The following is a 26298-nucleotide window of genomic DNA, read 5'->3' as shown; positions in this document are numbered from 1 at the left end:
AGTAACTCAAAAACGTACTAAATACTAATTCAAATCCAACTCTAAATTAATTTCTTTAAACTCTCATAAACAGACAGTTCTACATCTGCATGATCTTTTGTGTTGCATTGTTCAATCAATTTTTTCAGATCTGCAGGCGCTAAAGTTGATTTATTATCTAAAACCAATAATAATTCCTGAGAAGCATCATTTAATTTTTTAGATAATGGTAATATTGGCTGCACCAACGGTGCGTTATTGCTTAATTCTGTTAATCCTTTATGAACTGCAATCCACTTCGTAAAAAATGCAGCTACTTTGGCTTTATTGTCTGCCGATTTATTAGCTAAATATTGGTTTACAGCTGCGTCAAATGCTAATGCATCTTTTGCATCTGGTCCGCAGGCGTCTGCAAACAAGGTAAACGGAGAATACATTTGGTACTCTGTTCCTCCTTTGTTACGAGTATATCCTTTTAGGGGTTCGCTTACATTAGAAAACTCTTCCAATGATTTGATATCCTGATTATTTGCAATGTTTCTTAAAATCACATCTTTATTACGAATATGTGTAATCCCCAATTCTTCCAATCTAAAAGAAATATTTTCTAAACGCTTGCGCATATTCTCAACATCTACTAAATCTTCTGCCGACCATAATCTTTCTGCAATTGCAGCAGTTCTTGGCCAAATTCTAGAATCTATTGTTGTTGGGGTAACCAGCTCTGTCCACATTGTAGCTTCACCGCCTAAAATTCTTGCTTTTTCGTCACTAGTTAAATTAGCTCCTTTTGGCATTGGGTCATTTAGGTAATGGCTCGCGATTGGATACATTAAATCGATATAATATCCATTTGATAAAACTGTTTTGTATCCTTTTTTAACGGCATCTACAAGAGATTGTCCTGCCGGCATTCCTTCGTTTGGACCTCTCCAAGAATGCACAATGGCTTCTTTAGATAAATTTTTGGTTAAAATTTCTTCCCAACCCATTAATTGTTTTCCGTGTTTCTTTAACATCGGTGCCAATTGCATCGTGAAATACGTTTGCAGTTCGTGGTTGGTTTTTAAATTATGCTTCTTTTTGAATTCTTGAATTTTAGGGTTTGCATCCCAGTCTTTTCCTTCGTTTTCATCTCCTCCAATGTGGAAATAAGCACCTGGAAACAACGGACAAACCTCATCAAAAACTTCACTTAAAAGTTGGTATGTTTTAGGATTTGAAGGATCTAATGTTGGCGAAAAAATTCCAGCATTTCTTTCAATTCCATAGGTAGCAATTGCTGTACCTTGAATATTTTTTTCGGATGTTCCTCCTGTCAGCGTAATCACTTTGCTTCCAATTTCTGGATAAGCTGTTAAGATTGCAGATCCGTGACCTGGAACATCTATTTCTGGAACAATTAAAATACCGCGCTCATCGGCATATTTTACGATATTTTTAATTTCCTCTTGTGTGTAATACATTCCATCCGAAGCTACTTGCGTAAATCTTGGATGCTTTTTCATTTCAATTCTCCAACCTTGATCGTCAACCAAATGCCAATGGAAAACATTCATTTTCATTGCTGCCAATGCATCAATATTTCTTTTCACTACATCAATAGGCTGGAAATGTCTTGAAACATCCATCATTAAACCTCTCCATGTAAATCTTGGAAAATCTGCAATTTTTGAAGCTGGAAAATAAAATGTTTTTGAATTGTTTTGAAGCAGTTGCAACAAAGTCTCCAAACCATGTAAAGCTCCTAAATCACTTGAAGCGTTTAAAGTGATTTTGTTTGAAGTAATATCTAAATGATAACTTTCGTCTTCGTATAAACCAATTTTACCGCTTTTGGTGCAATTAATCTGTAATTCCGCATTTGGAACTTCATTTAATTTTTCAATAAAACCCTGTTCAAAAAATATACCTGTTCTACCATCTAAACGGCGCAAAAAACGTGTTACTCCTCCAAAAATTCTTGGATTTGGATTTCCAGTAATATTTACTTTAAAATTTTTGCTTAAATTAAAATTACCTTCATTAATAACAACATTCTGAGGCCAAGGCATAAGATTCAGCTGCTCTTTCTGGACTTGAGCACCTGCAGATATGCCAGCAAATAATAGTACAAATAGATATTTCATTTTTCTTTTTTTTGGTTGGATAGTTTTTTAATAAGTATCCGAAATTTATATAAAAAACAAAACTCAGAATGATTCCAGCTTTTACCTCACTTTCGCAATGAGATCAATCTGAATTTTGCTATTTGATTCATTATAAAATGAATCGGAAAAAATTTTTAGTAGTCAAAACGTTTAAAAGCTTCAATCGCTTCATACTCAGCCAAACCTAATTCATCGTATAATATGGCTGTGTTTTTGTTTCGATCTTCTGCCCTAACCCAGAATTCACGAGAATCATTTCCTTGAAACATCACTCTATCTTTTTGAGACTGGTGGTGTAAAATAGCATGACGTTTCAATAAAACCTCTGACGGACTTAACGGAACTGCCATATCAATTTCATGAATATCCCATTCGTGCCAAGCGCCTCTATAAAGCCATAACCAGCAATCATCCATGTAAGGTTCTGATTTAAGTTCTTTTAATGCGGCAAAAATAGCATTTAAACAAACCTCATGAGTTCCGTGTGGATCTGCCAAATCTCCAGCAGCAAAAACCTGATGCGGTTTTATTTTAGCAATAATGTCTTTTACAATAGCAATATCCTCTGGTCCTAACGGATTCTTTTTAACTTGTCCTGTTTCATAAAAAGGAAGATCTAAAAAGTGGGTATTCTCATCTTTCAGTCCAATATATCTTGTTGCTCCGTACGACTCTCTTCTTCTAATTAGTCCTTTTAATTTTCGCACTTCTAAAGAATCTATCTGGTTTTCTGATTTATTATTTAAAAACTCAATAACCGATTTGAAATTGATATCAGCTTGGCCTTCTCCGATAAAATCACTGGCAACTTCTGCAAATTTTAACGCTTCATCATCTGAAACGGCAATATTTCCTGAAGTTTGGTACACCACATGAACATCGTGTCCTTGCTTGATTAATTTTGAAAATGTTCCTCCCATAGAAATCACATCATCATCAGGGTGAGGACTAAAAAGTATGACTCTTTTTCTAGCAGGATTTGCTCTTTCTGGACGAAATGAATCATCTGTGTTTGGTTTTCCTCCTGGCCAACCGGTAATAGTATGCTGTAAGATATTAAACATATTAATGTTCATATCATAAGCAGAACCTTCCTGAGCCAAAAGATCAGACATTCCGTTATTGTTATAATCACGATCTGTCAATTTTAAGATAGACTGTTTTGTTTTTTGGCAAAGCCAAACAATCGCTTTACTTTTTAATTCAGGTGTCCAAAGACATTCGCCAACTAACCAAGGCGTTTTAAAACGAGTTAATTCTGAAGCTGCAGACTGGTCTAAAACAAAAGTTGCATTTGGATGATTTTGCAAAAATGTAGCCGGAACTTCTGAACTAATATCTCCTTGAACAGTTCTTTTAATAATGTCCGCTTTATTTTGTCCCCAAGCCATCAAAACAATGCGTTTTGATCTCATGATGGTTGAAACACCCATTGTAATGGCACGTTTCGGCACATTATCAATACCATTAAAAGCTGATGAAGCATCGACTCTTGTGATATGATCTAAAGTGATAATTCTTGTTCCTGAATTAATATGCGAACCTGGCTCATTAAATCCAACGTGTCCTGTACGTCCAATTCCTAATAACTGAAAATCAAGACCGCCAGCGTTTTTAATATTCATTTCATAATCGATACAGTATTGATTAATTTCATCAATTGCTACTGTACCATCAGGAATATTAATATTTTCAGGTTTAATATCAATATGATTAAAAAGGTGCTCATGCATGAAATAATGATAGCTCTGATTATTCTCTTTAGTCATTGGATAATATTCATCCAGATTAAAGGTGATTACATTGCTAAAACTAAGTCCTTCTTCTCTGTGCATTCTCACTAGTTCCTCATAAACTTTGATCGGAGAAGAACCTGTTGCCAAACCTAAAACACAAGATTTATTTTTTTCCTGCTTAGATCTAATAAGCTGCGCAATTTCCTGTGCTACAATTACAGAAGCTTCAATAGAATTTTTGAAGATTTCGTTGTGGATTTTCTCAAAACGAGTTTCTTCAAATTTTCCAGCGCTTTTATAACTGATATCAGGTTTTATTTCTAAAGCACTTTTCATTTTTTTCTTTTTTTGTAGTAATTACCCTTTTGGTTTTAAGATATGGTATAGACAGCTTACACCATCTATACCATACTACTAACCAAACTTAATATTCTTTTTTTTTAGAAGTTTGGAGCTGTTGTGTCCCACCACAACCTTGTTCCTCCATTATCAGGACCATTTAATTTAGCGACTCCTGTTGCCACTCCACCAGCATTACCAGCTTTCTCAGACTGAACAAAATTGATTCTTCTTACACCTAATTCAGTTGAGATTGTTCCTCCACTATAATTTTTAAGAACTGGGAAAAGTTTAGGGTATCCTGTTCTTCTATAATCAGACCAAGCTTCTTGTCCTTCTGGGAATCCAGCAATCCATTTTTGAGTAATAATTTTTTGAAGTTTCACCTCATTTGTAGCCGCAGCATCCCATGCAACAGTAACATTATTTACAGCTGGCGAATTGTTTTCTGGAAAATTAGGATCTACATATGCTATTGGAGTCTTAACATTATCAGCAATGTAATTTGCAGCACCCGAAACACCTCTTTGCTCAAACGACACTTTAATGCCTGTTTCATATAATTCTTGAGCAGTGCCACCCATATTCCAACCTCTTAATGCCCCTTCAGCTCTTAAGAAATAAGCTTCTGCAGCATTCATAAGGTAGATTTCTTTTGATCTTACAACAGCACCAATTCCAGAAAAATCCTGATGATCTGATTTTCCAACAATATTAATACCAGTACGAACACCTTTGTACTCTCCCGGAAATTGTTTAGAAACATCAAAATAAGAAGCGATTCTAGGGTCTTGGTAACCTTTTAGAATAGACTCCATATCGGCTGACATACGAATATCTAACCATGCACCACTAATTGTTGCAATTGGATTTGTGTAAACCGGTGAAACGATTTTAAACGAATCGTCATTAACTTTCATTACTCCAAATTTTTGTGCAATGGCTTTTTCTGCTTCTGCCTTAGCTAAAGACGGTTTAACTTTTACAATACGCATCGCTAATCTCAGACGCAAAGTATTAGCAAACCTAACCCATGATTCATACTTTCCTTTGTATCCTGACATATCTGTCGATTCAAATGTAGAAGCCTCTCCTGCATCAATTCTTTTTGTCAATTCAGCTACTGCAGTATCTAATTCAGCAAACATTTGAGTGTAAACTTCCTCTTGAGAATCGTACGGAATAGTTGCGTCATTAGAACCAAATTTAGAATAAATAATTGGTCCAAAAGTATCGGTCATTCTATGCATTCCCTCCACTTTCAAAATCAATGACAACGCATAAAATTGATCGTATTTTCCTTTAGATTTATTAGCTATATCATATGCATTAAACATCACATTTTTATAACCATAATCCCAGATAAATCCATTCCATCCATCAACTAATGAATAAGTAGTATTATTAATTCCCCCAGCAAATCCTGTTGGAGTTGACATATAACCAGACCAAATATCGCTATTTAATCCTTGTTGCAATTGGTACACCCACTCAGGACTTAAAACCTGAATATTATTAAACATCGGTGCAAATCCTCCTTTGATGTGATTAAAATCTTGCTCAAAATCAGGAAGCGTAATACCATTTGGATTAGTATTAATGTCTTCAAAATTATCTGTACACCCTGCTGCAGTGAGTAACAAGGCACAAATAGTTGCTTTTGTTATATTATTTAGTTTCATGTTTTTAGAATTAGAAAGTTACATTTAAATTTAGACCAATACTTCTGGTAGAAGGCAAACCATAAATATCTACCCCTTGTAAACCTTGACCTGTACTTAATGCAATATTTGGATCAAAAGGAGCATCTTTATAAATAAAGAATAAGTTTCTAGCAATAAATGAAATACTCGCTGTTTGAATAAATGGCAGTGTTTTAGGATTGAAATTATAACCAATAGAAATCTCTCTTAAACTCACATTTGTAGCATCATACACATATTCTCCACTGATTCCGGCTCTACCTCCAACTTGAGAATAGTAAGATTGAGCATCAATCATTGAAACCGCAGTTCCGTCTGGTTTTACAGCATTTACTGCAACTCCTCCAGCATTCCTAGCATCTCCCGTAGCCTTAGAAACACCAAACGCATCATTTTGAGCTTGAGTTAAACTCATAACATCACCTCCAAAACGGCCATCAATCAATACATTTGCAAAGAAAGAACCAAATTTGAATGAATTAGAAAAACCAAGCATGAAATCAGGATTAGAATTACCAACTTCTTCCCAGTCAGTTCTTTGAATTGTTCCATCATCATTCAACAACATTCTGCCTTGAGCATCTTTTTTAATATTAAATCCTTCAATAACTCCATAAGGCTTCCCTTCTACTAAAGCATATCTATAGCTATTTACACCTGGATCTGTTAAGTTTACTCTTCCTCCTAATTCTTCTGGAATTTCTTTTACCTTATTCTTGTTTTGTGAGAAGTTAATAGCTGAATCCCAAGTAAATTTATCTCCTCTAATAATTCCTGCATTTAACACAACCTCAAAACCTTTATTTTCTATGCTTCCAGCATTAATACCATAAAAATCAGCACCTGCACTATTTCCAACTGGAGCAACAACCTGTAAATATTGGTTTTTAGTTTCTGAATTATAGTAAGACACCTCAAAACCTAATCTATTATTAAACATTCTCCATTCTGTACCAAACTCAAACTCTGATTTAAGCTCTGGTTTTAATGTCGTTCCAGGTTTTGGTGCAACTAAAGGATTATATTTTGCACCACTTCCGCTAGGATAGTAATTTGTTGGAACAGAAATAAAAGGATAGATATCATTACCAACTTGTGCATAAGTACCACGTACTTTACCATAATTAATCCATTCAGGCAATGTTGCCATTTCGCTGATGATTGCAGTTAAACCCACAGATGGATAAAAATAACTTGATGTACCTGTATTTACTAAGGTAGATGACCAGTCATTTCTTCCTGTAAGGTCTAAGAATAACATGTCTTTGTAACCAAATGTCGTTGCTGCAAATATTGATTGCACTTCTCTTCTTGAATCGATTGTTTGGTAGTTTCCATCATTATTATTGAAATTATGCAAAGTAAACCAGTTAGCATATTTCAATCCTCCTCCGATACCAGAATCTAAAATTGTTTTTTGATTCGTTAAAGTATTCGTTACACTAGTACCTATGTTTGCATTAAAACTAAAATCAGATCCAATTTTTGTATTGATTGTTGCAATCAAATCGGCATAACGTTGTGTGCTCAATGCATTCTCAGAATAATATCTACCATTCATATGAGATAAAGTTCCTTGCGTAGTAGCATATATTTTCTTATCAAATAAACTTGTTACTCTATTGTAGCTGTATCTAGAAGCGATAGATAACCAATTAGTTGCTTTATACGTTAAAGACAAAGCTCCATTGAAGAAATCATTTTTATCTTCAGATCTATTTCTGTTAATTGCCCAATATGGATTTTGCATAATATCTCTATTAGTCATCCAATTTTGAGCCATTAAATTTCTTGATGGATCAAACTGCTCATAATTATCTTTATAATAATTAAAATCATTTCCTCTTGGCATCAAATAGACACCTGTAAGTGGGTTAAAATAAAATCCATTAACCGGCTTGTTTGCTATAGTTTGACTTGTGTAATTTGCATTTGCAGCAAATACTAGTTTATCATCAAAGAATTTAGCTGTCTGACGAATACCAAAGTTGTTTTTCTTCAAATTATTTCCTGGAATAATACCGCTTGAAGAAGTATTTGCATAAGAAAATGCTGTAGAAGAATTTTCAGAACCAATTGAATATCCTAAAGATGTAATTTGTGTTGTTCCTGTAGTGAAAAAGTCTTTTACATGATCATCAGACTTTCCTTTTGCTCCCCAAGACTCATCAGCGCCATCAGCAGCAAGATAGTCTGTTTGGAATTTAGGAAGGTACGCTGCTGTTTCAAATGTTGTTACAGACGAAAGCATAATGTTTGCTTTTCCTGTTTTTCCTTTTTTAGAAGATAATAAAATTACCCCGTTTGCTCCTTGGCTACCATATAATACAGAAGCCGCAGCACCTTTAAGAACTGTCATACCTTCATAATCATCAGGATTTACTAAAGAAATAACGTCTCCACCATCACGGTTACCTCCTGCTAAACTACCAAATGAATCATTCGGCTGGCCCGAACCTGAATTCAACATAGGAATACCATCAATTACATACAAAGGCTGGCTATTAGAAACAGATGAATTTCCACGAATTACAACTTTAGTAGACCCCCCTGTTCCACCAGCACTCTTAGTTACAGCAACACCGGCAATCTTACCTGCAATTGTATTGATAACGTTGGCATCTTTCACACGTACTAACTCATCTCCTTTAAGTTCTTGAGCAGCATAAGTTAAAGATTTTCTTGTCTTTTTGATACCTAAAGAAGTAACAACCACCTCGCTTAAAGCATTTGATGCAGCAGTTAACATTTTAACATTAATTGTAGCAGCATCTCCTACAACTATCGTTTGAGTTTCTAGTCCTACATAAGTAAATACTAAACTCTGACCTTTTTGAACTTCGATAGTATACAATCCGTCAAAATCGGTAGTTGTTCCCTTTTGACCTCCTTGTACAGCAACAGAAGCTCCTGGTAATGGCATACCGTCAGAATCTGTAATCACACCTTTGACACTTTTTACTTGTGCAAGCGAAACTTGCGCCGTAAAAACAATCATAAAGATTAAGAAAATTTTTTTCATGTTTATTTTTATTTTGTTAGTTATGAGGTAAAATTATTCTTAAGGCATTGTTAAAAAAAATAAATTAAACCAACAGCAATAAAATTTAAACGAACGACATAAATCATTCAATAATACGCTTTACGAAAACGTTCTAATAGAAAAATTAAGCACCAATATCCTTTTTTTGCGAAATTTTATTCAAAAAAATTGGCTTTTTGCAGTTAATTGTTTAAAGTTGCACAATATTTCGTTATTGTTAAGAAAAACCCAAAATCTCGTAAAGAACTTAAAGCCAGTTGAAAGAAATACGAAAAGTTAAATTTGATATTAAACTGCAAAATCATGTTTGGTTTTGGGGAGTATACTTTACTTTAAACTTTTTAAGATGGGGTGCTTACTTTAATGATTACCCTTATTCTTTCAAATCAAACCTAATTGAATTTTCTCTGGTTATTCCTTTAGTGTATCTGAATTTATTTGTCTTGGTTCCGAAGTATGTATTGAAGCAAAAATATATTATGTATACATTTTTATTGCTTCTAAGTTTATTTGGAATTTATTTGGCTAAAACTGCCCTGACTTATTATATAATATCTGAAAATATATGGCCAGAAGCCAACAGAGAATATCATCCTTTTGAAATCAATCATATCGTTGCCGTTTGTATTGGAGAGTTGTATGTACTAGCAATGGCATCATCAGTTTATCTGACGCTGACATGGTTACGAGAAAGAGAAAGAAACAGATCGCTAAGAGAAAACCAATTTAAGATTAAACTGAAATACCTCGAAAATCAAATTCAGCCACATTTTTTCTTTAATACATTAAACAACTTATACGCACTATCATTAGAATCATCCAAAAAAGTTCCTGATGTAATCATAAAACTTTCCAATTTAATGGAATACGTTTTGTATGATGTCAAAGGAACCAAATTTGTTCCGCTAATAAAGGAAATAGATTATATTCAGAATTATATTGAAATTGAAAAGCTGCGTTTTGAAAACGTTGAAGTTACCATAAATTTAGAATCGAATATAGATGATGTTGTTGTGCCTCCTTTAATCTTTATTTCATTGGTAGAAAATGCATTCAAGCATGGCGGTTTGAATAACAAAAATTTGAAAATAAAAATCAATTGCAGAGTTCTTGAAAACAAAACGCTCGATTTTGAAATCTTAAATAATTTTGTACTTTCACAAAATCATAATCCAAAAAGAGGAATTGGTTTAGTAAACACAAAAAAGAGACTAAAGCTGATTTATAGAAACAATTTTAGCCTAAAACATACTACCAAACTAAATTTCTACATAATCCGATTACAAATACCTACTCAGAATGAAGATTAAATGCGTGTTAATTGATGATGAGCCTTTAGCTATTAAAGTCCTGGAAAATTATTTTACCAATTTTACAGACTTTGAAGTTATAGCTACATTCACTAACTCTCTAGAAGCGCTTGATTTTATAAACAGCACAGCTGTTGATGCCGTCTTTCTAGATATTAACATGCCGATGATGACAGGTTTTGAACTTATCAGTCTTATTGAAAATAAAACTAAAGTTATCATTACTACTGCTTTTAGAGAATTTGCTGCCGAAAGTTATGATTTGGATGTATTGGACTATTTAGTCAAGCCGATTCCGTTGCCACGATTTATAAAATGCATCAATAAAATTACAACCGAATACAATCTCAAAAACAACATTAAGGTCGAAACTGCAAAAGGCGATTCTCATATTTTTATCAAAGTCGATAAAAAAATGATGAAGATTAATATTGAAGAGATTTTATTCGTTGAAGGAATGAAAGAATACATAAAAGTTGTAACACCAGATAAAACCTATATTACTCATAAATCTCTCACTTCATTATCAGAAGAATTACCAGCTGATCGCTTCCTTAGAATACATAAATCGTATGTGATTGCCCTAAATAAGGTAAAATCTATAGAAGGAAATCGCGTTCAAATACAATCTTATAACATTCCGATCGGCAGAAACTACAGCAAAGAGGTTAAAAACAAGATATTGGAATAAAATATAATTACGAATTACATTTTCTAACTGGGTTAAAATTAACACTTTGTTGAAAAAACATAGCCGTTGGTTTAAATTTAACATTATTTATACCTTTTTATTTTTTTTTGATAATCCTAACAAATATATTTACGGTCTTCAAAAAACAATAAAATAAAAAATTAACCTTATTATTATGAGTTCAGAAAATGTGCAAACCAAATGGGGGCAATTTATCTCTTTGATAATCGTCTTCTTCTTTTGGGGTTTTGTTGGTTCAGCCAATGACATCCTGATTCCAGTATTCAAAAAAGTATTTACGTTATCGCAAGTACAATCTCAATTAGTAGCTTGGGCTTTCTATGCTGCTTATTTTGTTGGATCAATCATATTCTTTATCGTTTCTTTAAAAGTAGATGTTTTACAAAAATACGGATACAAAAGAACCCTATCAGCGGGATTAGTTTTATCTGCTGTAGGTTCGTTTTTATTCGTTCCGGCAGCTACAATCCAAAGTTTCCCTTTCTTCTTAACAGCCTTATTTACAGTTGGATTAGGATTTTCTATTCAGCAGATTGTAGCAAACCCTTTAGCCATTAAAATGGGAAGTCCAGAAACTGGAGCGCACCGTTTAACGCTTGCAGGAGGAATCAACTCTTTTGGAACAACAATTGGAGCTATTTTGTTAGGGATTGCTTTATTCGGAATGGGAGACAACAAAAAAACAGCTCTTTCATTAGAAGATATTAAATTGCCGTTCATCATTTTAGGTCTTGCATTTATTGCTGTTGCAGTTTTCATGAACTTTTCTAAAATTGAAGATCCGGTAAAAGAGGAAGAAGCAATCATCAAAGACAAACATAGCAGTTTTAATATTCTTGACTATCCGCAATTATACTTGGGTATGTTAGGAATTTTTATTTATGTTGGAACTGAAGTTACAATCATCAGTAACTTGCCTGCTTTATTGCACACACACGAATTCGGAAATATATTAGAAGATGCAGTTGCACCATTTATTGCACTTTACTGGGGAAGTTTAATGATTGGCCGTTGGAATGGTGGAGTAAACGTTTTCAATACTTCTAATTTGGTTAATACGGCTCTCAAATTTATTGTGCCAGCTGCTGCTTTTGGAGTAATTATCGGAGCTAATATCTTCGCAGCCCACGATGTTTCTTCATTTTACATCTACCCAATCTGGATTTTACTATTTATTGCTGTAAGTTTTGTTGGCGGTAAAAACGCTGGAAAAACATTAATGCTTTTCGGAATTTCAGGATTGACTATGATGGTTTTAGGATTGGCTTGGCCGGACCCAGAAATCGCTAAATTCTTCTTTATTTCTGGAGGATTGTTCTTATCTATCATGTGGCCTTCAATCTTCGATTTAGCGATTGCAGGATTAGGAAAAAATACAGGAAAAGCATCATCTTTCTTAATCATGATGATTCTTGGTGGTGGAGTAATTCCATTATTGCAAGGAAGCATCTGTGATTTAGATGCGACAAATCCAAACGGAATTTTTGGTATCACATATACGCATTTCTCATATATTGTACCGCTTATCGGTTTCGCTTATTTAGGATTCTACGGCTTCTACTGTCCTAAAATCTTGAAAAAACAAGGAATCAGCCACATCGAAAGTGCTGGTGGAGGACACTAAGAATTAAAAAAATCCAATATATAAAAAATCCAAATTCCAATTTTACTAATCGGAATTTGGATTTTTTATATTTACAGAGAAGAGAAAAAAACTTAGATCCTTAACATCTCAGAATCTTAGAATCTTATTTCGCATTAATAATATTACTTAAGTTCTTCTTAAAAACAGCCTTGTTTTGTGCCGATAAAGGATAAACGACATCTTTGTCCGCATGGACAATTATCTTATCAATATCAGCATTTAAAAGCGCTTGCGGATCTTTTATTTTTAAGGTGCAAGCTCCATCAAAAAAGCCATCATCTTCAATAGTCTTTCTTGCTTCTATTTTCGTTCCATCACTTAAGATTGCCGAAATAGTCATTTCACTATTTAGCGTTTTCGAATAAAACCCATCCATTACCAGCAAAAGGCGGTACGAGTTTTTTAATTCCGGACCTTTAAATTCATGTCTCGTAATATTATACCGAAGACCTTTAGCGAGGGTTTGAAATTTAACCGAGCAATCCAACTCATAAGTTGCAACATCTCCAGCCTCATTTACCGAAGTAATAACTTTAGCGGCCTGAGCGTTTATAGAAAAACTCGCTACAAAAAAAGACAAAATAAATAAGATAACTTTCATATTTAACTATTTAAGATTCAATATAAAAGTAAAAAAAAAACCGCCTTTTCTCGTTAGAAAAAAGACGATTTTAATTTTGTAAATATCTAAGGATTATTTGTTTCCTTTTTCAAAGTCAGCTACGAATTGAGCTAAACCGATATCTGTTAATGGGTGTTTCAATAAACCGTAAATTGCAGAAAGAGGTCCAGTCATAACATCAGCACCAATTTTTGCACAGTTTACAATGTGCATTGTGTGACGCACAGAAGCTGCTAAAATTTGAGTTTCGTAACCATAGTTATCATAAACCTCTCTAATTTCTTGGATTAAGTTTAATCCGTCAGTAGAAATATCATCCAAACGGCCAACAAACGGAGAAACATAGGTTGCTCCAGCTTTTGCTGCCAAAATAGCTTGTCCTACAGAGAAAACAAGAGTTACGTTAGTTTTAATCCCTTTATCTGAAAAATATTTTGCTGCCATAACGCCTTCTTTAGTCATAGGAAGTTTTACAACAATCTGCTCATGCAATTCAGCTAGCTCCTCGCCTTCCTTAACCATACCTTCAAAGTCAAGGGCGTTAACTTCAGCACTTACATCACCATCAACAAGGTTGCAAATGTCAACATAATGCTTAAGGATATTGTTTTTTCCAGCGATTCCTTCTTTTGCCATTAATGACGGATTAGTCGTCACACCATCCAAAACACCTAAAGCTTGTGCTTCTTTAATTTGAGCTAAATTAGCTGTGTCAATAAAAAATTTCATAATTTATATTATTTAAATTGTGTTGATTTATTCAGGGCGTGACCAGATTTGCAAAAGGCGCACCAATCAAACCGCTTACAAGCGCCTTTTCCAAATCCGGTCGGGCTATCCGTACTACTTCGGTAGTTTACTCCTATCCCTCACGCAAACGCAGCTGCAAAATTACGAAATCAATACCAATAACAATTTCAAAAACGAGATCAATTTGTAAATTATACAAAAATTCACAAAATATTTACAAACCGTAAATTATTTATTTCTATTTAGCTCTTTCAATTCATCTCGAATTTCTTCCAAAACTCTCAAAGTATCTTCCTTGTAACTTTCTGAATTATTTATCTTATCGCTTACTGCTCCTAATATCCTACGAATTACAAACCAAATAATCAGTAAAACTAAAACGCTAAAAACAGCTGGTAAATACTCTGCAATCTTTTCCATAATTCTATAATTTATAATGATTCATTAGCATTTTCTCGTAAACTTTATCTGGAAGTGCACGTTTTAAAACGATCGAAAACTTTTGCATAAATGCACCAACTTTATAGTGTACATTCGGCTTTTTGGTCTGAATGATTTTGTAAACCGCTTCTGCCATTTCATTTGGATTACTTCCCGCATCAACATGATCATTCATAGTTGCCAGAACTTCTCCATAAACCTTTTCGTAAGCCGAATCTTTTATAACTGGTGCATGATAACGTCCTGCTGCAATATTTGTAGCAAAATCTCCAGGAGCAACGTTGGTAATCTCAATTCCAAAAGATTTTACTTCCATTCTTAAAGCTTCAGTAATTAATTCTAAAGCTCCTTTTGAAGCCGAATAAACACTTCTGTAAGGAAGTCCCATATAACCAGCAATTGAAGTAATATTTATTATAAGTCCCGAATTCTGTTTACGCATCTGCGGAAGCGCAGCTTTCATAACTTCAATCGGTCCGAAAAAGTTCGTTTCAAAATTATTTCGAATTTCTTCCGTAGGAATTTCTTCTAATGGCCCAGTAATTCCAACTCCAGCATTATTGATTACAATGTCTAATCTTCCAGAGGTTTCAATAATTCGGTTTACAGCATTTTTAATAGAATCAGAATTTCGAACATCTAATGCAACCAAAGGAAAAATAGAATTTAGAACTTTCTCAGGATTTCTGCTCGTTCCGTAAACAACGAAACCTTTCTGATGTAAAAATTCACCAATAGATTTTCCAATTCCTGATGATCCTCCGGTAATTAAAACGACTTTGCTCATTTTTTAGTTATAAATTATGGATTATGAGTTATGAGTTTTGGAGAATGGTAATATTTTGAACGCTATATAATATGTTCAATCTTTACTTTTAACCAATAACGTCTAACTTAAGATTGGGTAAAAATAAAAAAATCCTCCATAAAGGAAGATTACAAACTAATTAAATTCTAAAAAAAATGGCAAGCGACCTACATCGCACCGCTCAACCACGTACCCTTGCTATGTTCCCATCCTGGGGGAGTCTGCAGGAGCTGGTCGTGTAGGACTTGCCGGTGCAAATATACAACCTTTTTATATTTTTGCAAGACCTTTGTTGCTATAAAAATAACGTCGTATATTGGCATATTGAAATTTTAAACTATGAAAAAATATAACTTCCTAGCTGTCATTTTATTAGGAATCACATTAATTGGATGTAAAGAAAAAAATAAAGGTGAAAATTCTTTATTTACTATCGATGATTCTGCTTTTCCAGCCCATTTTACACAAAAAGAATCGCTTTCAATCGGAGTTTTAAACCCAAATTCGAAAGAAATCGACAGCATTGCTTACTTTATAAACGATAAAAGAGTGGGAGGTACAAAAGGTGCCGAAAAATTTAAATTTGAATTAAAAGATCAAAAATTAGGCTACCAATACCTAAAAGCTTCTGTATATTTTGGTGGAGATTCTTCTGATGCAACTAAAAGAATTGAAGTTGTATCTGACATCGAACCTAAATTATTAAACTATAAAATTGTAAACACTTTTCCACATGATACAACAGCTTTTACTGAAGGTTTAGAATTTCATGACGGAAGACTTTTTGAAAGTACAGGACAAAAAGAAGATTCATACTTCAGAGAGGTAGATTATAAAAATGGAAAAGTAATCAAACAAGTTGATCTTCCGAAAGAATATTTTGGAGAAGGAATTACTTTCTTCAATGGGAAATTATATCAGCTTTCATGGCAGGAAAAAACCGGGTTTATTTATGATGCTAAAACTTTCAAACTAGAAAAAACATTCAAATACGATAAAGATATTGAAGGTTGGGGAATGACACATGATGACCAATACATTTATCATTCTGATGGAACAGAGAAAATCTGGAAAATGGATCCTGCTAATCAAAAACTAATTGATTACATTAATGTTTATTCTGGCAGTTCAAAAATTAAAGCATTAAATGAACTAGAATTGATCAATGGAAAATTTTATGCTAATGTTTGGCAAAAAGACGCCATTGCTGTTGTAGACCCAAAATCTGGTGCAGTTGAAGGAATTATCAATTTATCTGGACTACGTAAATTTGTAAAAAGCAAAAATGCTGAAGTTCTAAACGGTATAGCCTACAACCCTACTACTAAAACCATTTTTGTTACTGGTAAATATTGGGATAAAATATTCGAAATAACAGTTTCTGAATAATCTTTAGAGAAAAAAACAATTTTACGAATTTCACAAGTTTTCACACATTAATCCGTGGAAATTTGTGAAATTTGTGTTTTATAACAATTCATATTAATGATCACTTTAATCACAAACATACAAGAGTTACTTCAGGTTCGCGAAACTTCTATTGCTAAAGTTTCAGGTTCTGAAATGGCTAAACTTCCAACAATTAAAAATGCTTTTTTAGTTTTAAAAGACAATCTCATTGAAGATTTCGGCTCAATGGATAATCTTCCAAAAATAAATGCCGACAAAACAATAGATGCAACAGGAAAAGTTGTGCTCCCATCTTGGTGTGACAGCCACACTCATATTGTTTACGCAGGAAATCGTGAGCAGGAATTTGTAGATCGCATTAATGGACTTTCTTATGAAGAAATCGCCAATCGCGGCGGCGGAATTTTAAATTCAGCTAAAAAACTAAACGAAACTTCCGAAGAAGAGATTTATGAACAGTCTAAAATTCGTTTAGAAGAAGTAATGCATTTAGGAACTGGAGCCGTCGAAATTAAATCAGGTTATGGTTTGACGGTTGATGGAGAATTAAAAATGCTTCGAGTAATTAAAAAACTGGCCGAAAACTATCCTATTGCCATAAAAGCTACATTTCTAGGCGCACATGCATTTCCTTTACATTACAAAGACGATAAAGCAGGTTATTTGGACGAAATTATAAACGAGATGCTTAACGAAATCTCTAAAAATAAATTAGCAGATTATGTAGATGTTTTCTGCGAAAGCGGTTATTTCTCTGTAGAAGAAACCGAAAAAATTATGGAAGCAGGTTTGGCCTTTGGCTTAAAACCAAAAATTCACGTAAACCAATTCAATTCTATTGGCGGAATTCAGGCTGGAGTTAAATTTAATGCACTTTCTGTCGATCATTTAGAAATTATGAATCCAGAAGATATTGAAGCTTTAAAAGGAACAGAAACAATGCCTGTAGCTTTACCTTCGTGTTCTTACTTTTTAAGTATTCCATATACGCCAGCACGCGAAATGATAAAAGCAGGCTTGCCTTTAGCATTGGCTACAGATTTTAATCCTGGTTCTACTCCATCCGGAAATATGAATTTTGTAGTAGCAACAGCTTGCATCAAAATGAAAATGACGCCAGAAGAAGCTATTAATGCGGCGACAATAAACGGTGCCTACGCAATGGGACTTTCAGAAACACATGGAAGCATTACAAAAGGCAAAAAAGCTAATCTGATCCTGACAAAGCCAATTTCTTCCTTCTATCAAATTCCTTATGCTTTTGGAAGCAATTTGATTGAATCTGTTTTTCTAGAAGGAAAAATTTTAGAATAATCATTTCAACGATTTAAATATAGCCAGTGGTTTCAACCACGGATAACGTATCGTTTTTCAAACAACAATAAAATTCAAATTTCATACATAAAAAAAGGTCTGTGAAATCACAGACCTTTAATATCTTAGTGGTATTTTTATCCTTTCGGCAAAATTATCTTAAACTGAAACTAGTTTTAGAAACTAACTCATCATTATCAAAAATATTGATAAAATAAGTTCCTTTTGCAAAATCTTTTCCTGGAAGATCTTCACTAACTTGTACAGTTTTATTTTCATATTTCACTGTAGTTTTAAAACTATACGTTAATGAGTTATCTCCAAAACTTTCTGTTTTTTTCTCGCCTAAAACATTGTTTTTAGCATCGATAACTTGAACATAATACGTTTTGTCACCAGATTTTGCAATTTGGTTTTCAGCAATTGTAAAACTAACTTTTAAAACGTCAGCACGGCTTGCTTTATCTGTTTCAATTTGTTTCCCTGAGCTTTTCAATTTGTAAGCTGAAGTTTTAGTATTCAATACAGATAATTTAGAACCTTTTTCAACCGTTTTAGCTAGTTCTTCGTTTTGACCAACCAATACTTCATTATATTTTTTAGATTCTCCTAAAACTACAATAGTACTATCTCTTTGAGTAGTTAAAACACCATTTTGTTTTTTCAACTCATCGTTTTCAGCAACTAAAGTTTTCATTTTGCTTTGCATTGCCTGAACTTGAGATCTGTACTTAGAAACATCTCCTTTAGACTTGTTCAAATCATCCATTAAAGCCACTACTTTGTCTCTTTCTTGGATTAATTCGTCAGACATCGAAGTATTTTCAGCAATTGCAGCATCATAAGTCGCTTTTAACTCCTGTAAATCTTTCATTACAGATTCTTTCTCAGTCAAAGTTGTTGTAAGCTCCGTTTTAACTACTTCTGTATCAGAAGATAACTTGAAAATATACACTAAACTACCGATCAGTAGGACTGCTAAAACTGCGATCACCGCCTTTAGACTTGAATTGTTGTTCTTTGGGTTTTCCATATTTAAATAATTTTCTTTAATAACAAATTTAAGAATTAATATAAGGTAATAACGTAAGTTTCTACAATTATATTATTTTTGGAAAATAAATTTTTTTCATGGAAAAATTAATCCCTTTCACTATAAATGATTTAGCAAAAGTCACAAATCATAGAAGTGGTGAATTAAAGTTCGGAGAAAAGATGGTTGTGATTCCGCCAGGAGCCGACAAAGTTACTTTTCTCAAAGAAAGTGAAGCAAAATATGTTCTTTTAGGAATTCCTGAAGATATTGGCGTGCGTGCCAATTACGGAAGACCTGGGGCAGCTTCGGCATGGCGATGTGCCATAAAAAGCATTGCAAATATTCAGCATAATCGTTTTTGCAAAGGAAGCAACATCATTGTTTTAGGACAGATCGACGTGGCAACTGAAATGCGAGAAGTAGAAAACCTTGATTTTAATGATATAGATGATCGTTCAAAATTAAGTCAGCTAGTTGAAAAAATAGACAAAGAAGTTTCTCATATCATTTTTACTATCATCAAAGCCGGAAAAACTCCAATTATTATTGGCGGAGGCCATAACAATGCTTACGGAAACATCAAAGGCGCAGCTCTTGCGAAAGGAAAACCAGTAAACGCGATTAATTTTGATGCACATTCTGATTTTAGGATCTTAGAAGGCCGCCATAGCGGAAACGGGTTTTCATATGCATACGAAGAAGGCTTTCTAAAGAAATATTTCATTTTCGGGCTTCACGAAAATTACACTTCAAAAAGTGTTCTAGATATTATAAAAAAACTAGAAGACCGCGTTCGATACAATACGTACGACAGTGTCAATATCAGAAAAGAAAAAGATTTTAATCGTGAGATGATCACAGCTTTGGATTTTATTAAAAATGATTCTTTTGGAATTGAAATCGATCTTGATGCAATTCCAAACATTGCCAGCAGTGCCATGACCATAAGCGGTTTTTCTGTTGAAGAATTAAGACAATTTATTTCTTTCTTTGGTGAACATAAAAATGCTGCTTATTTGCATATCTGCGAAGGGGCACCAGACTTAGACAATTCGCCAAACCATAATTTAATTGGCAAATTAATTGGTTATCTGGTAACCGACTTCATTAAAGCCAACATCGAAAAAGACTGATTTAAAAAGCACATTCTAAATACAAAACAAACTGGTTTTGCCAAATAAAAGCCAATTCAAACAAACGATTGACTGAATAAACCTATCTTTGCACGGCATTTTAGAATTAAAGCTAAAATAGTTAATCACTAAGATATGTTATTCGAAGATCTATCACTTTCAAAAAGTATACAAAAAGCCGTATTTGAAGAAGGCTATTTAAATCCCACTCCGATTCAGGAACAATCTATTCCGGTTGTTTTATCTGGAAGAGATTTAATTGGCTGCGCGCAGACAGGAACAGGAAAAACGGCGGCATTTGCCATTCCAATCATACATCAATTACATCGAATTGTTGGCTCATCAAAAAAAGCAAAACAAATTCGTGCGCTAGTTGTTACGCCAACTCGTGAGCTTGCTGTGCAAATTGGAGAAAGTTTTGACACTTATGGTAAATATACCAATCTAACACAATTAACAATTTTTGGAGGTGTTTCGCAAAATCCACAGGTTGAAACCTTAAAAAAAGGAGTCGATATTCTAATAGCCACTCCAGGGAGACTGCTTGACTTACATAAACAAGGTTTTCTTGATTTGAATCATCTACATACTTTAGTGCTGGATGAAGCCGATCAGATGCTGGATATGGGCTTTATAAACGATGTAAAAAAAATCGTTAAATTAACTCCAAAAAACAGACAGACTTTACTTTTCTCTGCAACAATGCCAATTGCGATTCGTGAGCTTGCTGAAATGTTTCTTCAAGATCCAGCAAAAGTTGAAGTTTCGCCCGTTTCGTCTACAGCCGAAAATGTAGAACAGCGCATTTATTTTGTTGATAAAACTGAGAAAAGAAACTTATTATACAATTTGATTAAAGAGGAAAATTTATCAAACGTACTTGTTTTTTCTAGAACAAAACATGGAGCTGACAATGTTGTAAAAGCCCTTCGCAAAAAAGATATTCCTGCAGAAGCCATTCACGGAGATAAATCACAAAATGCTAGACAACGTGTTTTAGATGCTTTCAAAAACAAAGAAGTTGGCGTATTGGTTGCAACGGATATTGCGGCGCGAGGAATTGACATTGAACAATTGCCATATGTAATCAATTTTGATTTACCGAATATTCCCGAAACTTATGTCCACCGTATTGGCCGTACAGGGCGCGCTGGAAATGGCGGAATTGCAATTTCTTTTTGCGGAAAAGATGAACTTCCTTATTGGAAAGACATCCAGAAATTGATCAAGGTAGATGTAAAAACAATTGCCGACCATCCGTATCAATGGCACTCTGGAAGTCCAGAAGCAGGGGAAAAACCAAAAAACTCCAACAGAAGCGGTGGCGCTCACAAATCTAGAAAATCAAATAATTCTAAGAAAAATAAAAAACGCTGGTATTAAACAGCGTTTTTTTCGTTTATAAGAAAATTGATTATTTTAAATAACTTAACCGGTTCAAAAGGTTTAATTATAATATCATTCATTCCGGACGAAATCGCTTCATCTGTAATTTCATCTTTATCGAAAGCAGTTAAAGCCACAATTGGAGTTTCTATGCCGAGAAGACGTATCCTTTTTGTAGTTTCAAATCCGTTCATTAAAGGCATATTGATATCCATCAAAATCAAATCAAAGGTTTCGTTTTCTAAAGTTTTAAGCGCCGCAAAACCATCGTCAACCACTTTGCAGGAGTAATTGTTTTTTTCGATAATCTTTTTCGTAACAAGCTGATTAATCAAATTATCTTCGACAACTAAAATTTTATAAATTTCGCTTGAAGTAAGATCAACTTCAATTTCATCAATAATGCTTTTCGTTTTCGCTAAATCATGTTCGAATGCAATTGTAAACGAAAATGCAGTTCCTTTTCCGAGATCACTATCCAATGTAATGGTACTTCCAAAAAGCCCCAGCAATCTTTTCACAATACTAAGTCCTAAACCTGTACCCTGATAATCTTCATCTCGTCTGCCAACTTGGACAAATTTTTCAAAAATCTTATTCTGATCTGCAACTGCGATTCCGATTCCGTTATCTTTAATTAAGAAATCTAAATAATACAACTTTCCTTCTACTTTATTTAGCTTTACGTTAATTTCAACTTGTCCGTCTTTAGTAAATTTTAATGCATTACTTACCAAATTCATTAAAATCTGAGCAAGACGAAGTTTATCACCAATCAAATATTCCGGAATATTTGAGTCTATATTGGTAGAAATTCTATTATTATTTTTCTGCGAAAGGAAAGAAAGAGAGTTTTTGATTACCGTAATTTCGTCTGAAATATTAAAAGTCAGGTTTTCAAGTACAATTTTGTTTTCTTCAATTTTATTAATCTGCAAAATATCATTTACTAGAGACAATAAATATCTGGCAGAAAATTTTAGAGAACTTAAATGCTGGCTTCTCGAAATTTCTTTATGTTCTTCGAGAAGCATGTTGGTAATTCCGACCACACCATAAAGCGGCGTACGTAATTCGTGGCTTATAGTCGATATAAATTGTGTTTTGAGCAAAGAAGCTTCTTCTGCGATTTCTTTTGCTTTAAGAAGCTCCAAATTGTGTTTTTTCTTGTACCGGATATTCTTTATAAGCGTCACAATTAAAATTAAAAGAATGAGAGAAATCAAAATAAAAAGAATCACAATAATTTTTGATTTCCTTAAACTTTGAGACTGCTCTACTTTTTCACCTTCAACTTTATCAATTTGTCTTTTATACTCATCCAATTCAAGACTTAGACCGGCCTGAGATGCCTTTTTAAGCTTCTTAACATCATATACCTTATCCGAAACTTTATAATGGTTAACCAGTGCATCATATGCTTCTTTGTGCTTGTTGATTTTATTTAAAAAATGCGAATATTCTAAATAAGCATTTGCCAGATCTGTTTTCTCCTGGCATTTTTTTCCTGTTTCAATAGCACTTAAAAAATAAGCATTTGCGGCCTTATTATCATTTATATGGCTAGAATAAATACCATTGAGCATATCAACAATAACTTCTGTTGAACCGTCATTATATTTTATTTTAGTGCTGTTAACATACTTTAAAAAAAGATTTCCCTGTTTATAATTTCCTATATCAAAATAAGCCCACGCGATATTTACATTGGTAAAATAAACTTCTTTTAGATCATTAATTTTCAAAGCATAGGCTACCGCCTTTTTATAATACCGAATTCCTTCATCAAACTGCTTTTTTTCAAAGCAATACATATTTCCTAGATTATTATAAAGAATGCATTTTAAAGTATCGTTGCTGGTTTTATTAGCATAATACAGCCCTTTTTTATAGAAAAAAATAGCTTTATCAAATTCTGTCAGTTCGTTGTAATTTGCGGCAATAATATTATATGAACGGGCGATGAGACAATAATCTTTTACCGCTGTAGCCGCATTTAAAGCTGCTCTAGAATAGATGAGTGATTTTTCAAAATTAGATTCTCTAAAATTAAGAAGCGCTTTCTTTACAGTCTTATCAATTTTAGGATCGAGGTTACAATTAGATTGCCCGATTGCCGAATTGGCAAAGCAATTCAGAACTAAAAATAAAAGTAAAAAAATCCGTTTGTGGGGCATTAATCGGTTAATTTGATCTAAATATACACTTTAAAATAAAAAAAAAGCTGTATTTCATAAAAAAATACAGCTTGTCAAATATTATATCAATAACTAAGATAAAAAATTAAAATCTCAGTACTATTATTATTCTTTATTGCTCTCCCATTGCCCAACAACAGAAGTAGCCAACGCATTTCCTAATACATTCGTAGCACTTCTAAACATATCGCAGAAATGGTCAATTGGAAGAATTAATGCAATTCCTTCAATCGGGATATCAAACATACCGCAAGTTGCCGCAACGACAACCAAACTTGCTCTTGGCACACCTGCAATACCTTTACTGGTAAGCATTAACACTAAAAGCATTGCCATTTGTGTTCCTAAATCTAAATGCACATTGTAGAATTGAGCAATAAAAATACTCGCAAAAGTCATATACATCATACTTCCGTCCAGATTAAACGAATATCCAAGCGGCAGCATAAAAGAAACGATTTTATCTTTTACTCCAAAACCTTCCAATTCTTCTGTTAATTTTGGAAATACAGCTTCGCTGCTCGTTGTTCCAAAAGCAATTGCCAAAGGTCCAGTAATGCGTCTTAACAATTCAGTCATTCTTCCTTTAAGGAAAATATACCCAATAGCAATCAAAATAATCCATAAAGTACTGATTCCAATTAAGAAAGAACCGAAAAATTTGAAGTAAGTAATCACCAATTCTTCTGCATCCCTTATGGCAAAAACTCCTGCAATGGCTCCAAAAACTCCAATTGGCGCAAACTTCATTACATAGTTTACCATTTTCAAAACCACGTGCGATAATTTATCAAAAGCACCAATAATCGGTTTCACAGTATCTCCAAGAGAAGCTGCCGCCAATCCGAAAAAGATGGAGAAAACTACAATCTGTAGAATCTCATTGGTTGCCATTGCTTCGACAATACTTTTTGGCACGATGTGCTCAACGAAATTGTCAAAAGACAGATTTTGCGTTTTGCCCGTAACTTCAGAAGCTGCTGCCATGTCAACGTGATCTAGTTTTAGGCCAACACCAGGCTGCAAAATATTTACATAAAACAATCCAATTAGAAGCGAGATAAATGAAGCTGTAAAAAACCATCCAATAGCTTTTCCTCCAATTCTTCCCACAGTTTTGATATCTCCCAATTTTGCAATTCCAACCACCAAAGTCGTAAAAACCAATGGGGAAATAATCATTTGCACCAAACGAATGAAGATGGTTGCCAGCATTTTTATTTTACTGCTAAATGCCTGTGCTGCTTCTGGCGAAATGGTATTGTGCAATATAATTCCTAAAATGGCTCCTAGAACCATAGCAATTATAATTTGCCCTGTTAATCCCGAAAGAAATGATGTTTTTTTAGTTTCTGTAACTTCTTGCATTAAATTATTTTTTGATTATTAAAATATAAGACCCTCACTGCCTTACCTTTTATTAATATGTTTTGTTGATTAAATAGAAATCTGCCAAAACAATTGCTGCCATCGCTTCTACGATTGGCACTGCGCGAGGCACTACACACGGATCATGACGTCCTTTTCCTGTCATGGGTGTAATGTTACCTTTATTATCTAAAGAATCTTGAGTCTGCATAATAGTTGCAACAGGTTTAAAAGCTACTCTAAAGTAAATATCCATTCCGTTGCTTATACCGCCTTGAATTCCTCCTGAAAGATTTGTTTTTGTCGTTCCGTCAGGATTGTATAAATCGTTATGTTCGCTTCCTTTCATTTCAGAACCAGAGAAACCGCTTCCATATTCAAAACCTTTTACCGCATTAATAGAAAGCATTGCTTTTCCTAATTCGGCATGAAGTTTATCAAATACCGGTTCTCCTAAACCTACTGGAACATTCTGAATCACACAAGTTACAACACCGCCAACAGTGTCTCCCTGTTTGCGGATATCACGAATATATTCTTCCATAATCGCTGCAGATTTTTCGTCTGGACAACGTACTGGATTACTTTCAATTTTAGAAAAATCCAATTCCTGATAAGGTGTTTCTAAATGAATTGGACCAACAGAAGAAACATAAGCATTAATCTTAATTTCAGGCAACATCTGTTTTGCAATTGCACCCGCTACTACCCTGCTTGCTGTTTCTCTTGCAGAACTTCTACCACCACCGCGATAGTCGCGAAAGCCATATTTCTGATCGTAAACATAATCGGCGTGGCTTGGTCTGTAGTTATCTTTTATATGAGAGTAATCGTCTGATTTTTGATTGGTATTTGGAATAATGAAACCAATTGGAGTTCCAGTTGTTTTTCCTTCAAATATCCCTGATAAGAATTGAACGTTGTCTGGTTCTTTTCTTTGCGTTACAATTGCTGACTGACCTGGCTTTCTTCTAGCCATATCTACTTCAATTGCTTCAAAATCTAATTGTATTCCTGGAGGGCAACCATCAATAATGCCGCCTAACGCTTCACCGTGAGATTCTCCAAATGTAGTTACTTTATATAGTGTGCCGAAGCTGTTTCCTGCCATTGTGTTTTGTTTTGAGCAAATGTAAGTTTTATGAATTAAATTAAAAAATTTAAAACTGGTATTATTAACGAAACATTTAATGGAATAAAAATCACAATTTGGTA

At 33.9% G+C, this 26298-nt stretch carries 19 protein-coding genes and 1 other RNA gene; 7 read left to right on the top strand and 13 right to left on the bottom strand.

All coding sequences use genetic code 11. The features are described 5' to 3' along the window. Positions 1-41: 41 nt before the first annotated feature. From GR162_RS20725 to GR162_RS20710, 4 genes are all read right to left on the bottom strand, one after another. Complete coding sequence (locus tag GR162_RS20725) at positions 42-2108, bottom strand: beta-N-acetylhexosaminidase (RefSeq protein ID WP_160783682.1); 2067 nt, start codon at positions 2106-2108, stop codon at positions 42-44. Positions 2109-2263: 155 nt separating this feature from the next. Continuing rightward, entirely contained in the window at positions 2264-4201 is a 1938-nt protein-coding gene (gene nagB / locus GR162_RS20720; protein ID WP_160783681.1) for a glucosamine-6-phosphate deaminase, read from the bottom strand. A gap of 104 nt (positions 4202-4305) precedes the next feature. Continuing rightward, a complete protein-coding gene (locus tag GR162_RS20715) occupies positions 4306-5886 on the bottom strand; it encodes a RagB/SusD family nutrient uptake outer membrane protein (RefSeq protein ID WP_160783680.1) in 1581 nt (526 codons plus the stop codon). A gap of 10 nt (positions 5887-5896) precedes the next feature. Beyond that, positions 5897-8929 (bottom strand): SusC/RagA family TonB-linked outer membrane protein, encoded by a 3033-nt coding sequence (locus GR162_RS20710; protein ID WP_160783679.1) that lies wholly within the window; start codon positions 8927-8929, stop codon positions 5897-5899. Between the two features lie 278 nt (positions 8930-9207). Between GR162_RS20710 and GR162_RS20705 the strand changes: the two genes are divergently transcribed. The 3 genes from GR162_RS20705 (at position 9208) to GR162_RS20695 (ending at position 12596) form a co-directional block, all read left to right on the top strand. Next, complete coding sequence (locus tag GR162_RS20705; protein ID WP_160783678.1) at positions 9208-10260, top strand: sensor histidine kinase; 1053 nt, start codon at positions 9208-9210, stop codon at positions 10258-10260. Further along, complete coding sequence (locus tag GR162_RS20700; protein WP_160783677.1) at positions 10250-10951, top strand: LytTR family DNA-binding domain-containing protein; 702 nt, start codon at positions 10250-10252, stop codon at positions 10949-10951. Before GR162_RS20705 ends, GR162_RS20700 begins: the two co-directional genes overlap by 11 nt. Before the next feature lie 175 nt (positions 10952-11126). Continuing rightward, positions 11127-12596: an MFS transporter gene (locus tag GR162_RS20695; protein WP_160783676.1), complete on the top strand. Its 1470-nt coding sequence runs from the start codon at positions 11127-11129 to the stop codon at positions 12594-12596. Between the two features lie 124 nt (positions 12597-12720). On the opposite strand, the gene GR162_RS20690 is transcribed toward GR162_RS20695, so the two are convergent. The 5 genes from GR162_RS20690 to ffs form a co-directional block, all read right to left on the bottom strand. After that, entirely contained in the window at positions 12721-13218 is a 498-nt protein-coding gene (locus GR162_RS20690; RefSeq protein WP_160783675.1) for a hypothetical protein, read from the bottom strand. 93 nt (positions 13219-13311) lie between these two features. Then, the gene (gene fsa / locus GR162_RS20685; protein ID WP_160783674.1) at positions 13312-13968 is read right to left on the bottom strand and encodes a fructose-6-phosphate aldolase; all 657 of its coding nucleotides are present in this window, start codon (positions 13966-13968) and stop codon (positions 13312-13314) included. Positions 13969-14217: 249 nt separating this feature from the next. Further along, complete coding sequence (locus tag GR162_RS20680; protein WP_160783673.1) at positions 14218-14409, bottom strand: hypothetical protein; 192 nt, start codon at positions 14407-14409, stop codon at positions 14218-14220. Positions 14410-14413: 4 nt separating this feature from the next. Then, on the bottom strand, positions 14414-15217 hold the full coding sequence (locus GR162_RS20675) for an SDR family oxidoreductase (RefSeq protein ID WP_160783672.1): 804 nt from the start codon (positions 15215-15217) through the stop codon (positions 14414-14416). A gap of 174 nt (positions 15218-15391) precedes the next feature. Beyond that, an RNA gene (gene ffs / locus GR162_RS20670) (signal recognition particle sRNA small type) lies at positions 15392-15489 on the bottom strand. Positions 15490-15577: 88 nt separating this feature from the next. Here ffs and GR162_RS20665 point away from each other — a divergent pair. Both GR162_RS20665 and hutI read left to right on the top strand, forming a co-directional pair. After that, positions 15578-16627: a glutaminyl-peptide cyclotransferase gene (locus GR162_RS20665; RefSeq protein ID WP_160783671.1), complete on the top strand. Its 1050-nt coding sequence runs from the start codon at positions 15578-15580 to the stop codon at positions 16625-16627. Positions 16628-16723: 96 nt separating this feature from the next. Beyond that, positions 16724-17962 carry an imidazolonepropionase gene (hutI, locus tag GR162_RS20660; RefSeq protein WP_160783670.1) on the top strand — a complete coding sequence of 413 codons (1239 nt, stop codon included), beginning with the start codon at positions 16724-16726 and terminating at the stop codon, positions 17960-17962. 154 nt (positions 17963-18116) lie between these two features. Here hutI and GR162_RS20655 read toward each other — a convergent pair whose 3' ends face one another. Then, positions 18117-18995 carry a hypothetical protein gene (locus tag GR162_RS20655; RefSeq protein WP_008468844.1) on the bottom strand — a complete coding sequence of 293 codons (879 nt, stop codon included), beginning with the start codon at positions 18993-18995 and terminating at the stop codon, positions 18117-18119. Positions 18996-19093: 98 nt separating this feature from the next. Between GR162_RS20655 and GR162_RS20650 the strand changes: the two genes are divergently transcribed. Continuing rightward, positions 19094-20131, top strand: a complete 1038-nt coding sequence (locus tag GR162_RS20650; protein ID WP_160783669.1) for a formimidoylglutamase — start codon at positions 19094-19096, stop codon at positions 20129-20131. 135 nt (positions 20132-20266) lie between these two features. Beyond that, positions 20267-21514: a DEAD/DEAH box helicase gene (locus GR162_RS20645; protein ID WP_160783668.1), complete on the top strand. Its 1248-nt coding sequence runs from the start codon at positions 20267-20269 to the stop codon at positions 21512-21514. Here GR162_RS20645 and GR162_RS20640 read toward each other — a convergent pair. The 3 genes from GR162_RS20640 to aroC all read right to left on the bottom strand — a co-directional run bounded on the left by GR162_RS20640 (position 21511) and on the right by aroC (position 26194). After that, positions 21511-23694: a response regulator gene (locus GR162_RS20640; RefSeq protein ID WP_160783667.1), complete on the bottom strand. Its 2184-nt coding sequence runs from the start codon at positions 23692-23694 to the stop codon at positions 21511-21513. The genes GR162_RS20645 and GR162_RS20640 overlap by 4 nt on opposite strands. 126 nt (positions 23695-23820) lie before the next feature. Further along, complete coding sequence (locus GR162_RS20635) at positions 23821-25083, bottom strand: dicarboxylate/amino acid:cation symporter (protein ID WP_160783666.1); 1263 nt, start codon at positions 25081-25083, stop codon at positions 23821-23823. A 52-nt stretch (positions 25084-25135) separates the two neighbouring features. Beyond that, positions 25136-26194 (bottom strand): chorismate synthase, encoded by a 1059-nt coding sequence (aroC, locus tag GR162_RS20630; RefSeq protein ID WP_160783665.1) that lies wholly within the window; start codon positions 26192-26194, stop codon positions 25136-25138. Positions 26195-26298 lie beyond the last annotated feature (104 nt).

It is taken from the genome of Flavobacterium sp. HBTb2-11-1 (genome assembly GCF_009826975.1).
Taxonomy (GTDB): Bacteria; Bacteroidota; Bacteroidia; order Flavobacteriales; family Flavobacteriaceae; genus Flavobacterium.
This window is presented reverse-complemented; position numbering and strand designations above follow the sequence as displayed.